This is a genomic window from Streptomyces curacoi (genome assembly GCF_001513975.1).
Taxonomy (GTDB): Bacteria; Actinomycetota; Actinomycetes; order Streptomycetales; family Streptomycetaceae; genus Streptomyces; species Streptomyces curacoi.
In genome coordinates this window covers 34544-48148 of record NZ_KQ947996.1, presented here as the reverse complement: position 1 = coordinate 48148, position 13605 = coordinate 34544, and the positions used below count along the sequence as shown (strand labels likewise).

The window sequence follows — 13605 nt, the reverse complement described above, 5'->3', positions numbered from 1 at the left end:
CCGTACCAGGACTACCAGGCGCCCATCTACGCGATTCCGGGCAACCACGACTGGTACGAGGATCTCGGCGCGTTCATGCGTGTCTTCTGCGACGACGCCCCGCCCCTCGCGCCCGAGCCCGCGCCGCGTCCGCTGAGCAGGGCGTGGCTGCGGTCGCTGCTGTGGCACCGCCCGCGCAAGGACGACGGCCAACACCTCGCCGAGGACCGCAAGTCGAGGTCGGCCGCTGTCCAACAGGCGGTCCAGCCGGGGCCGTACTGGGCGATCGACGCCGGGCCGATCCGGCTCATAGGCCTCGACACGGGACTGCTCGGGACCATCGACGCCGAACAGGGCGCATGGCTGCGCGAGGTGTCGAAGGATCCCCGGCCGAAGATCCTCATCACCGGCCAGCCCCTGTACGTGGACGGTGAGCACCACCCCTGCGCGATCGAGGGCGGCGGCACCGTCGACGAGATCGTCCGCGACCCGGCCCACCGCTATGTAGCCGCGATCGGCGGCGACATCCACAACTACCAGCGCTACCCCGTCCAGGTGGACGGCCGCACCATCCAGTACGTGGTCTCGGGCGGCGGGGGCGCGTTCATGCACGCCACGCACACCATCCCGCGGGTCGACGTCGCCGATGTCACCGAGAAGGAGTTCCGCTGCTATCCCCTGCGCGGCGACTCCCTGGCCTTCTACAGCAGGCTCTACGGGCGCCGGCTGCGCATGCGCCGCTTCTTCACCCTCACCGAGGCCGAGGCCGCGGCCGTCATCGCCGAGCGGCTGGACATCCGGCCGGGTCGCGCACCGGCCTCGGACGCGCGCGTCACCTGGCGCATGCGCCTGGTCGCCGGCCTGCTGGGCACGGGACGCCGACCCGACCGCGCCAAGCGGTTCCGCCTCCCCGTGCGCAAGATCTACACGCAGTTGTTCTCGCCGAGTTCGGAGACATACAGTCCGCCGTTCTTCAAGTCCTTCCTGCGCCTGGACGTCACCCCGGAGACCGTCCGCCTGCGCTGCTACGCCGCGACCGGCAACCGCGCCCAGGAGGCCGACCCGCCGGTGGAGGACGAGGTCCTCATCTCCCTGGCCTGACCTGGGAGTACGGGAACATCGTCGGCCGGGAGCACCGCACAGATCCAGCTCTCCCACATACGCACTATGTGCGGATCCTCACCGACCTCGCGACCCGGCTGGGTCCGGCCCTGGGTCGGCGTCCGCAGGTTTGAGGGGCATTCCGTCGCCCTCGGCGATGACGCGGTCGAGCAGGTGCAGCGGCGCGGGCCGGACCCCGGCGGCCTCGGCCGCCTCCCAGTGGGCGAGGGCGCGGGGCAGGTCGACGAGGCCGTGGATCAGGGGCAGCTCGCTCGGGGTCCGGCCGGGCTCCCCGAGATGGGCGTGGAGCAGTGACTCCAGTCGGCAGGAGGCCAACGTGCCCGGAATCCCGGGCCGCAGCGCGAAGCCCGCGCTCGCCACGGCCGGCAGCGCCTCGCTCAGCTGTGTCCGCGTGAAGTCGAGGGCCAGCAGACCGCCTCCGACGACCAGCACGTCCTGGTCCCGGCTCATCCGGTCCAGTGCGCTCGCGGTGTCGAAGCAGTGCGGGAAGGAGTCGTCGACGACGATCGTGCCGGGGCGCAGCCGGCCGACGTCGAGGAGGGCCGTGGCGCCGCTGACGGCGGTCAGGATCAGGTCCGCCTGGTAGACGGCCGCGGGCAGCACCGGCCCCGACTCGACGACCTGCACCGGCATCGCCGGGCACTCGGACGACAGCTCTGCCGCGAGGCGTTCGAGTCGCGCGATGCTGCCGGGCAGGTCGCACAGCAGCAGCCGGGCCGGTGGGCCGGGTGCCGTCGCCAGCAGCAGGCGCAGGGACGAGATGCCGATCGAGCCGCATCCGACCACGGCGAGGGACGACTCGGCGAGACGGCGGCCGGTCGCCGTGAGGGCGCGGTGGACGGTCCTGGTCACCGCGCCGGTCGTCGCGGCGTGCCCGGTGGTGATCGCCGCGCTCGTCGTGGTCTCCCGCAGGACGTCGAAGCCGTAGCCGGTGAGGGACGGGACCATGCCCGCGAGCGAGACGCAGCGGGCGCCGAGTGAGGCGGCGTGCTCGACGGCTCGGGCGGTGCGGGCCGCCAGATCGCCGGCCGGGGCCAGCTCGTCGGCGAAGAGGGGGAGGGCCACGAAGCCGGAGTTCCCCAGCGGGGTGCCGGTCTCCTCCAGCAGCCGGGCCCGGCCGTCGGGGAAGAGGAGCGCCCGGATCTCCTCGCGGCCGAGGCCGGGGCTGTCGTACAGCAGTCCGGCGAGGGCGGCGAGGTGGTGCGGGGCGGGCAGGTAGCCGACGAGCGCGGCATCCAGACGCGGGCGCCCTCGGCGACCGCTGCGGGAGGCGGCGGGCACGGCGTCGCTCAGCGCGTCCTGGAGCTGGGTCCGTATCTCCTCGGCGAACCCGGCGGCTTCATGCGCCGTGAGTGCCGCGGCCGACGCCCGTACGGTGACGCGCAGGCCCTCGCTCTCCGCCACCGGCCGCACGGCCAGGAACATGTCGGTGCCGAGCGGCGGCGGGGCCAGGGCGGTGTCGGACTCGTCCGCGTGCAGCGTCAGGCCGCCTGCGGCCTCGGGGCCCAGGGAGGTGAAGTCGAGGAAGGTGAAGAAGAACTGGGCGTGGCAGGGCAGTCCCGCCGCCGTGCGCACATCGCTGGGGCCGTCGGCCCTGGCCAGGTCCGTCTCGGCGGCCAGGCGGCGCAGGTCGTCCTCGAACGCGGGCAGCCGGTCCTCGCCGGGCCGGCCGGCACGGGCCGGGCGCAGCGCCACCGCTTCCGCGAACGGTCCGAACACCCGGTGTGCGTCGGCCGTGGACTCCTCGCGTCCGGTGACGGCGAGCCCGAGCACCAGGTCACGCTGCCCCGTGAGATCCGCGAGGGCCCGGTAGTAGGCGGTGAGCAGGGGGGCGTACAGGGTGCGGTGCGTGGTCCGGGCGGCGAGTCGGCGCAGCGCGCGGGTCGTGGCGGCGTCCAGGGTGAACCCCGTGGTGTGGAACGCCGGTCGGCCCTCGCTGGGCTCGGGGGCCGGGCGGCGCAGCAGGGGTGGCGTGTACGGCGCGCGGAGGCGCGCTCGGTACTTCGCCGACTCGGGGCCGGGCGGGCGCGGGCGTACGGCGGACCGGGCCACGTGGTCGCGGAAGGTGCTGTCGAGCGGCGGCAGGCCGTGCGGCAGACCGCGGTCGAGGCGGTCGTAGGCGGTGAGCAGTTCCCTGGCGAGCAGGGCGGCGCTGTAGCCGTCGCCGATGAGGTGGTGCGCGTGGACGAGGAGTACGTGCTCCCCGGGTGCCACGGTGAACAGCCGCAGCCGCAGCAACGGCCAGGCCCAGGGCTCCAGTCGGCGCTGGGCCTCCTCGGCGGTCCGCTGCTCCAGCAGGCCGGGGTGCGGGAGGGTCTCCGTCTGCACGGGAAGGCGCATGGTGTCCGGCAGTTCCTGCTGCACGGGCGGGCGGGCACCTGCCGGGAAGACGGTGCGCAGCATCGGATGACGGGCCACCAGCACGTCGACGGCGCGCTCGAAGACGTCATGGCGCAGGGGCCCGGTCAGCCGGAACCGGGCGAGCCAGCCCGAGTTCGCGGCGGGGTCGATGGTCTCGGCGAGCAGGAATCCCCGTTGGGAGGGTGTGAGGGGGTAGGGGTCCGTGGGCCGGGCGGTGCCGGGGTCCGGGGTCGGATCGGGCGGGGGGCCGGCGGCGGCGGTGGTGTCGAGGACCGTCGCGAGCGCGCTCAGCGTGCGGTGGGTGTAGACGGTGGTGGGCCGTGGGACGGCGGGCAGTTCCGCGCGCAGGCGGGCGAAGAGTTCCAGCACCATGATGGAGTCGCCGCCGAGTTCGAAGAAGTCGTCGTCGCCCGTGACGTCCGGTACGTCCAGCAGGGCCGACCAGATGCGCGCCAGGGTGCGTTCGGTCGGCGTGGCGGGTGGGGCTCCGGACTCGGTCCGCGCCGCCTCGGGGACGTGGCCGTCGAGCCCGCCGGAAGCGTTCGCGCCGCCTGTTTCCTCGACCGCGCGCCCCAGCCGACCGCGGTCGATCTTTCCGGTGCCGGTCAACGGCAGCGCGGGGAGCGTGCGGATGCGTCCGGGCAGCATGTACGGCGGCAGCGCCCGGGACAGGAAGGCGCGCACCTCGCGTGGATCGGGCCGAGCCGAGCCGGACCGGGGTTCGACGTACGCCGACAGACGCCCGTCGACGAGCAGCACGGCGGCACGGGCGATGTCCGGGTGGGTGAGCAGCGCGGCCTCGACCTCGCCGAGTTCGACTCGGTGGCCGCGGACCTTGACCTGGTCGTCGAGGCGGCCGAGGAACTCCAGCACGCCGTCCTCGGTCCGGCGGACCCGGTCACCGCTGCGGTACCAGCGGCGCCCGTCGCGCTCGACGAAGGCCTCCGCCGTGAGCTGCGGGTCGCCCAGGTAGCCGGGGGTCAACCCCATTCCGGCGATGAGGAGTTCACCGGGCTCACCGGGCGCGCACGGCCGTCCGTCCTCGGCGATGACGGCCAGTTCGGTCCCGCCCACCGGGCGGCCGATGGGCAACTGCCGTACGTCGTCGGCCGGCCGGGTGTCGATGATGTGGCAGGTGGCGTTGATCGTGGCCTCGGTGGGCCCGTACAGGTTGGAGATCCTGTGCCGCGGTCCTCCGCATGCGTCGAGCAGGTCGAACCACCGGCGTACGTGGGCGGCCGGCAGTGCCTCGCCGCCCACGTGGACCCAGCGCAGTGCCGACAGGTCCGGAGGCGTCCCGTCCTGCCGTGCCCGGGTCTCGGCGGCGGTCAGCAGCCGCTCCCACAGCGTCGGCACCGAACTCCACACGGTGATCCGGCCGTCGACGACGCGGTCCAGCAGCGCGTCGGGGTCGCGGAGGAGGTCCCGGGTGAGGGTGTGGACGGTGGCGCCGGCCAGCAGCGGTGCGAGCAACTGGCGTACGGAGGCGTCGAAGCAGACGGACGCCGTCTGCACGAGGCGGTCGCCGGGACCGTAACCGAAGGTGGTCACCGACCAGTCGAGGTAGGTGAGCATGGACCGGTGGGTGATGGGGACGGCCTTGGGGCGGCCCGTGGAGCCCGAAGTGAAGATCACGTAGGCGATGGCGTCCGGGTCGGCGCGCGGCGGCTCGTTCCGGGGCGGCTCGTTCGGGGGCGGGGTGGCCGGGGACGGGGTGGCCGGGGGCCGGTCATCGGCGGTGACCGGTGTGATGCCGTCCATCGCGGCCGCGGCTTCGCGTGTCGCGGCGTGGCAGACCACCGCGCCGACCCCTGTGCGGTGCACCTGGTCCCGTAGCCGGGCCACGGGATGGGTCGCGTCCAAGGGCACCCAGCCGGCGCCCGCGCGAAGGATCCCGACCACGCCGACGACGGTGTCCGCGCCCGGTTCGGTGAGCAGGCCGACCAGATCGCCGGGGCGTACCCTATCCGCTCGCAGCCGGGCCGCGAGAGCACCGGAGGCGGCGTCGAGTTCGGCGTAGGTGAGGGTGGTACGGCCGGTGTCCACCGCGACGGCTCGTGGTGTCGCCCGAAACCGGGCACACAGGCGCGCGACAATCCCACCGCCGCTGCCGTGCCTCGCGCGGAGGGGGGACCGTTGCTCGGGGAGGGCGGGCTGTTGCCCGGAGAAGGTGGGCTGCTGCCCGGCAGCGGCGTGCAGTTCCTCGACGTACTCCTGCGCGAGGCGTTCGACCGTGTCCGGCCGGAAGAGGTGTGCGGGGTGGTTCCAGGAGAAGTGCAGGGTCGCGTCCGACTCCCAGCACAGCAGTCCGAGCCTGGTCGCCGCGGAGGCGGTGGCCGCCGCGGTCGGGGTGACGCTGACCGGCCAGTCGCGGCCGTGGTTCACGGGGAAGCGGGCGAAGCTGAACCCGGCCGGGGCGACCGTGCGCGGGGCGGGGCCGGTGGCGGGCAGCAGCGCGGCGATGTCGGGACTGGAGAGCGTCGCGTGGGACTCCGCCTCGTGCCAGATCCGCCGCAGCCGCCGGGCCAGCACGGTCACGGGCTCGTCGCGGTCGACGGCGGCGAACACCGGAAGGGTGTCGGCGAGCGGCCCCACGAGGCGGTCGATGCCGGGCAGGGGCGCCTCGCGGCGGGCACGCGCCACGTTCACGGCGATGGCCCGCTGTCCGCTCCAGCGGGCCAGGCAGCGGCCGTACACGGCGAGGAGCAGGTGGAACAGGGTCACGTCGTGCCGGGCGGCCACCTCCCGCAGCGCCGCCGTGAGGGACGGGTCGACGGCCGTTTGGTGGTGGGCGAGCGGCGGCGCCGGAGGTGCCTCCGGGTCGCCGTCGTAGGGCAGTGCCCGAGCCGTGGCCGCCGCGGTGTGCTCGGCGACGCGGTCACGCCAGTACTGCTGGTCCCGGACGAAGGCCGGTGACCGGCGCTCGGCGCTGACGAGGGCCGCGTAATCGGTGAACTCGGCCTGCAGGGCCGGGGGGCGGAGAGGGTGGCCGAGGGCGAGTGCGGTGTAGAGCGACCAGAGCTCCTCGCACAGGATCTTGAGGCTGAAGCCGTCCGCGGCACTGTGGTGGACGACCAGCAGCAGGTGGGCGAGGTGCGCGTCCCGGCGGTCGCGGACGAGGACGGCGCGTGCCGGGTCCTCGGTGGTGAGGTCGAAGGGGCGGTTGTACAGCCGTTGTTCGAGGTCGTGCAGCGATGGCGGGGCGTCGTCCGGCTCGTGCACCTCGTACCAGCGGGGAGCGCGGTCGGTGGGCTCGGCGGGCGCGGTGTACCGGCGTGGCGGTGTGCCGTTGCCGGTGATCCGCAGGCGCAGCAGGGGGTGGCGTGCGGCGAGGTGGGCCAGTGCCCGGCCGAGGAGGCCGGGGTCGAGGGGGCCGCGGATGGTCTGGCGCAGGTAGCCGTAGGCGGTGACGCCCTCGTACAGCGCCTCGGTGGTGAGGAAGGCGAGTTGGACAGGGGTGAGGGGGGGCTCCTCCTGGCCGCGGTCCGAGGCGGCGGGCGCTTCGGGGGCCGGCGGCCTGGGTGCGCTGAGGTGGGTGCTCAGTTCGCCGACCGTCCGGTACTCGAAGAGCAGCGTGGCGGGCAGGGGGGAGCCGAGTTCCGTCTCCAGGCGGCGTGCGAGGTCGACGGCGGTCAGCGAGTCCAGGCCGAGGCCGAGGAACTGCTCGTCGTCGCCGATGTCCTCGGGGGCCCGGTGCAGGGCCTCGGCCAGCAGGCGGCGTATCAGGCCGGAGATGCGGACCGGGTCGGTCACGGCGCTGCCCTCGCCCGCCGGGGTGCGGGGCGCCGGTGACGGGCTGTCCTGCGCGCCGCCCGGGCGGTCCGGAGCGAGGGAGGGCTTGGCGGGCGCGGGCCTGTGCGCGGACGCGGGCGTCACCAGCACGTGTGCGGCACCGGTGGCGACGGCCGTCCGCAGCGCCGTGACGGCGGCCCGCGCGGTCATGGGACTCAGCCCGCGGGCGCGCAGCCGGGCCTCGGCCGGTGACCCGGCGGCCAGTCCCGCGTCGGCGACGGGTCCGAAGCCGATCGCCAGCCACGGTCGGCCCGCCGCGCGCTCGGCAGCGGCGAAGGCGTCCAGAAAGGCGTTGGCCGCCGCGTAGTCGCCGAGCGCGCCCGCAAGACCGGGCAGCACGGAGGAGACGGAGGAGAAGGCGACGCACACGGCCGGTGTCCGGTCGTACCGCCGCAGCGCCTCGGCGAGCAGCACCGTCCCCCGCACCTTCGCGGCGAGCACCTGCCCGATCTCCTGGTCGGTCTTGGCGCGCAGGGTGCCGGGCCGGACCGTACCGGCCGCGTGGAACACCCCGTCCAGCGCGGGCAGTACGGCGAACAGCGCGTCGACGGCGGCCTCGTCGGACACGTCGGCCGCGTGGTACCGGGCGCGGGCGCCACGGGCACAAAGATCGGCGAGGAGTTCGTCCGGCGAGGTCTTGGAGCGTCCCGTGAGGATCAGTTCGCAGGCGCCGCGGGCCGCCAGATCACGTGCGAGCGCCGAACCGAGCCCCCCGGCTCCCCCGGTGATCAGGTACGTGCCGTCCGGCGGCAGGTCACCGAGCGCCTCCGCACCGCCCGTCACGTCAACCGGGGTACGGCTGAACCTGCGGCCGGAACGCCAGGCGACCGCGCCCGCACCGGCCGGCTCGTGGGCCGAGTACAGCTCCCGTTCCAGGGCGTCGGCCCGGGTGTCGAGCGGGTCGTGGGAGGACAGGTCCACGCCGTGGGCGGCGAGCCCCGGGTGCTCCTCCGGGAGAGCCAGCGCGAAGCCGTGCAGGAGCGCCCGCACCGGGCTCGCCTCTTCCGTCGAGGTGCCGGTGACGTACACGTCCTCGGTCACCACCAGCAGGCGGGAGCTGTCGGCGGAGAGCAGGCCGAGTACGTGGCGCAGCGAGGAGACGGCGGCGCTCAGGGCCGCGTCCAGGGCCTGCCGGCCGCCCTCTCCCGCTCCCAGCCACACCACGGTGTCCGCCTGCGCCGCGCCCGGCCGGTCAGCGTCGTTCTCCCCAAGGACCGTCACTCCACGGCCGGTGAGACGTGCGGCGAGGGCCCGCCCGAGCGGCTGTCCGGCACCGATCAGGCGTACCACCCGAGGGCCCGAGGCAGGCGTGAGCGGCGCGTCCCGCCAGTCGAGGCGCCGCACCACGGGCACGGCGTCGGACCGGAGCGGCCAGTGGCGCTTGCGCCGGAACGGATACGTGGGCACCGGCACCCTCGGTCGCTCGACCGCCCCGGCCGCCCCGGCCGCCCCGGCCGTACGAGCCGTAAGAGCCGCCCGAGCCGTCCTATCCGTCCTATCCGTCCGAGCCACGGCTGCCCGGTCCAGGGCCGCACCGCGCGACCACAGCCGGCCCGCCGTCTCCAGCAGCGCCCGCGCCCCGGAGGAGTCCGCGTCACCGCCGGGGGACGCGGAGGACCCCGTCGTCAACACCGCGACGTCCGTGGCGCCCTGGGCGGCGGCGACCGCCCGGACCGCCCCGCCCAGGGTGTCCCCGGGGCCGAGCTCCACGAAAGTGTCGTAGCCCTCGTCCAGCAGCCTCGCCACAGCCGCACCGAACCGCACCGGCCGCACGGCATGCCGCTGCCAGTACGCGGGCGTGAGGCCGGGCCGCCACCGGCCGGTGACCGTGCTCAGCATCGGTACGGCCGCCGGTTTGACCGTCAGCGCCTTCGCCGCGTCCCGCAAGGGCTCCAGGGCCGGCTCCAGCAGCGGCGAGTGGAACGCGTGGGACACCCGGAGCCTGCGGGTGGCCACGCCACGCCTCGTCAGCTCCGCGAGGGCACGGTCGACGGCCTCCTCGGCGCCCGAGATCACCACCTGCGCGGGCCCGTTGACCGCGGCCACGCACAACGAGCCGCCAGACGCGGAGACAAGCTCGGCGACGGTGTCCTCGTCGCCCCTGACGGCGGCCATGGCTCCGGGAAGGGCACGCTCACCCACCAGGCGCCCGCGTTCCGCGGCGAACCCGACCGCCTCGGCCAGGGTCAGCGAACCGGCGACACACGCCGCCGCGATCTCGCCCACGCTGTGCCCGGCGACCGCGTCGGCGGACACTCCCCACTCCGCCAGCTGCCGGGCCAGGCCCACCCCGAACGCGACGAGCAGCGGCTGGGCCACCTCCGTCCTGGCCAACTCCCCTGCGTCGGTACGGGGATCGAGGCACCACTCGGCGAGCGAGCGCCCGAGTACGGGCCCGGTGAGCGAGGAGGCCTCGTCCAGGACCTCCCGGAACACCGGAGCCGACCGGTACAGGGCACGCCCCTGGCCGGGGATCTGTGCCCCCTGGCCCGGCAGCAGGAACACCGTCCGCGGCCGTGACCGGGCGACCGTGAAGTCCGCCGTCCGGGCGGCGTCGAGGCGGTCCACGAGGTCACCGTCGGCGACGACGGCGAGCCGGTGGGGGCCGTCGTCGCGGCCGGTGTTGACGGCGACGCAGACGTCCGCCTCGTCGAGGTCCCGACGCGCCCTCAGGTAGGTGGCCAGCTCGGCGGCGGCCTCCCGCAGGGCGTCGGCGTCGCGGGCCGACAACGTCAGCAGACGAGGACCGTCGGCGGCGGGATCCGCCGGGGCCGTCCGGGCGGGCGCCTCCTCCAGGACGGCGTGCGCGTTGGTGCCGCCGAAGCCGAAGGCGTTGACGCCCGCGATCAGGGGCCCGGGGGCAGCCCATTCCCGCCGCTCGGCGACGAGCCGGAAGCCGGGAGCGACACGTTCCAGGTAGGGCGCCGCCGGGGTGGTGTGCGGGGAGGGCGGGAGCTGGCGGTGCTGGAGCGCCAGGACCACCTTGACCAGGCCCGGCATGCCGGCGGCGTTGAGCAGGTGTCCGACGTTCGCCTTGACCGAGCCGAGCAGGCGCGGGAACCCGTCCGTGCGGGGCGGGAAGGCGTGCCCGAGTGACTGCGCCTCTACGGGGTCGCCGACCGGAGTGCCGGTTCCGTGCGCCTCGACGTACGACACCGCTTCGGGGTCGATGCCGCACTCGCCGTACGCCTGGCCGATGACCTGGCGCTGGGTGCGCGGGTTGGGGGCGAGCAGGCTCAGCGAACGGCCGTCGTTGTTGACGGCGGTGCCGCGGACGAGGGCGAGGACCGGATCGCCGTCGCGCACCGCGTCGTCCAGGCGGGCGAGGACGAGGGCCGCTCCGCCCTCGCCGGGCACGATGCCGTCGGCGGCTTCACCGAAGGGGCGGCTGCGGCCCGTCGGGGACAGCGCGCCCGCGCGTGCGAGCAGCCGGTGGCCGGTCGGGGTGAGAGCGAGCTGGACGCCGCCGACCACGGCGACATCGCACTCGCCGCTCTGGAGGCTGCGCCGGGCGAGGTGGAGCGCGACGAGCGCCGACGAGCAGGCGGTGTCCACCGCGAGGGCGGGGCCGTCGAGGTCGAGTGCCTGGGAGAGGCGGGCGGCGATCAGGTTGGGCAGGTTGCCGGTGAGGGCGCCGGGGTGGGCGGCCAGGTCGCCGTCCGTGGCCGCGGCCAGGATCTCGCGGTATCCGCTGTCCCCGACGGCGGCGAACACGCCGATCCTGCGGCCGGTCCGCCGCACCCCCGCATAGCCGGCGCGCTCCAGGGCCTCGTGGGCCAGCTCCAGGAAGATCCGGGCCTGCGGGTCGGTCGCGCGGGCCTCCTCGTCGTCCATGCCGAAGAAGGCGGCGTCGAAGAGCGCGGGATCGGGGAGGAAGGACCCGACGAGGCCGGAAGCACCCGGCGCGTGCTGCCAACCCTCCCAGCCCTTCCAGCCCTCCCAGCCCGCCCAGTCCTCCCCGCGGCCCTCCGGCACAGCTGTCACCGTGTCACGCCCGGAGACGAGAAGCTCCCAGAACGCCTCGGGCGTCTCCGCCCCCGGGAACCGGCAGGCCATGCCCAGGACCGCCACAGGCGGCTTCTCCGCGGCCTCACCGGATGACACCGGCACGGGCGGCCCGGCTGCCGTGCTCGACCGGGGACCCGACGCGCCGTCAGCCACCGTGGCGGCACCGGCGAGTTGGCTCATCACCTGCCCGGCCAGCGCGGTCACTGTGTCATGGTCACGCAGCACGCGCGGCTCGACCGTGACGGAGAAGGCGTCCTCGATCCCCGCGAGCACGGCCATCGCCTTCAGCGAGGAGCCCCCGAGAGCGAAGAACCGGTCGTCGGGGCCGATGTCCGCGGGCGCGAGGTCCAGGGTCCGCGCCCAGATCCCGCGGACCAGTTCCTCGACGTCACGCCGCGCACGCGGCACCGGCCACTGGGGACCGTGCTCCTGGGGACCGTGCTCCTTGGGACCGTGCTCCCTTGGGCCGTGCGCCTTGGGACCATGCTCCTTGGGCCCAGCCCGCCCGGCCTCGGTCCGCGCCGCCGCCAGCCGCGCCTCGACCGCCGCGTAACCGCCCACCTCGAACCGGACGCGCATCTCACCGCGCCGCAGCTTGCCGCTCGTCGTGCGGGGAAACGCCCCCGGCGGCAGGGGCAACACCCGTACGTCGTCGTGGCCCAGCGCCTCCCTGACCCGGGCCGCCGCGGCGTCGAGCACCGGAAGAGCCGTGGCCAGGGCGGGCCGCGCCCACTGCACGAAGACCACGACCCGGTCGCCCCCCGTGTCCGGATCGGTGGAGCCGATCGCCGCCACCGTCCCCGCGGGCAGTCCCGGCGTGCCGGCCACGGTCTCTTCCAGGTCGGGTGCGTGGAAGGTGTGGCCGCCGACGAAGACGACGTCCTTGTGCCGGCCGGTGACGCACAGCCGGCCCTCATTGAGGAAGCCGAGGTCGCCGGTGCGCAGTCGGCCCTCGCGGAACGCGGTCGCGCTCGCGTCGGGGCTGCGGTGGTAGCCGCGTGCCGTCTGAGGGCCGCGTACCTCGATGTGACCGACACACCGGTCGCCGAGCGGCTCGCCGGCCTCGTCGGTGATCCGGATCTCGCAGTCCGGGACGGGACGGCCCACGTCCATCAGTTCGACGGCGTCCGGGCCGGGTTCCGCCGGGACGGCCCGGCCACGGCCGAGCGCCTTCCGGTCCAGGCAGAGCGGCGCGGCGATCTCCCCGAGCGGGGGAACGGTCACGGCGAGCGTGGCCTCGGCCAGCCCGTACACGGGGAGCATGGCCCTGGCGTCCAGCCCCGCCGGACCCGCCTTGGCGGTGAACTCCCGCCATACGCGCGGTGCGATCGGCTCGGCGCCCACGAGCATCAGGCGTACGGAGCTCAGGTCCAGTGCGGCCCAGACGCTGTCCGGCACGCGCCGCACGGCCAGCGCCAGCGCGAAGTTCGCCGCCGACAGCAGGGTCGCCCGGTGCCGTGCCACCGCCTCGAGCCAGCGGGCCGGGCGCTTGGCGAAGGTGAGCGGTTCCAGCCGCACCTGCTTCAGGCGCGCCGCCATGGGGACGAGGTGGGTGCCTATCAGGCCCATGTCGTGGAAGTACGGCATCCAGGTCGCCACCACGTCCTCCGAGGTGACCGCCGTGGCGGTACGGATCTGCCGGAGGTTGGCGAGCACGGCCTCGTGGGTGAGTTCCACGCCCTTCGGGGCGCCGGTGCTGCCGGAGGAGAACTGGAGGAAGGCGAGGTCCCGCGGGTTCCGCCGGGGCAGCGAGCGCAAGGGGCGGCTCTCGCGCAGGGCACCCAGCCGCAGGGCGCGTACCGGGCCGGGCAGTTCGGCGAGCAGGGGTGCGGTGGAGTCGTCCACCACGACGGCGGGTCTGCCCAGGAACTCCCACACCGGTCCCACGCGACGCCCCTCCGGTGCGAGCGGCACCGGCACGAGTCCCGCCGCCAGGGCGCCCCAGAACATCGGCTGGAAGTCCTCGCCGAGATCCGCGAGGAGGGGCACGGGAGCACCGGGCTCCAGTCCCGCCGCGTGCAGGCCGCCCGCGACCCGCAGGGCGTCGTCGCGGAGTTCGGCGAAGGTGACGGTGTGTTCGCCGCCGTCTCCCCGGACGTGGACGACGACCTGACCGGGAGTCTCCTCAGCGGCGTTCAGCAGTACGTCGAGGAGCGTGACGGGGGTACGGCGCCCGGGAGTCGGCATGCGCTTCCTTCCTCGTCGCACGGGATCGGCCCCGTGGACGCGCCCTGCCGGAGTCCGGTACCGGGCATCGATGATCATTCACCTGTCCGACGACGAGTATCGCCGAACACTCACCCGGAGATCCGAACATTCATACGGCGAGGGGGCGGGGCGCGC

At 74.8% G+C, this 13605-nt stretch carries 2 protein-coding genes; one reads left to right on the top strand and one right to left on the bottom strand.

Annotated elements, in window-relative coordinates; all coding sequences use genetic code 11:
• Positions 1-1080: metallophosphoesterase family protein (locus AQI70_RS33735; protein WP_244181946.1), on the top strand; the 1080-nt coding region annotated here is incomplete at its 5' end.
• Positions 1081-1158: 78 nt separating this feature from the next.
• On the opposite strand, the gene AQI70_RS33730 is transcribed toward AQI70_RS33735, so the two are convergent.
• Complete coding sequence (locus AQI70_RS33730; protein WP_063801647.1) at positions 1159-13449, bottom strand: hybrid non-ribosomal peptide synthetase/type I polyketide synthase; 12291 nt, start codon at positions 13447-13449, stop codon at positions 1159-1161.
• Positions 13450-13605 lie beyond the last annotated feature (156 nt).

What these genes read in the sequence shown, in the direction of transcription:
- AQI70_RS33730 (WP_063801647.1), bottom strand. Translation starts at nt 13,449, where the DNA reads ATGCCGACTCCCGGGCGCCGTACCCCCGTCACGCTCCTCGACGTACTG.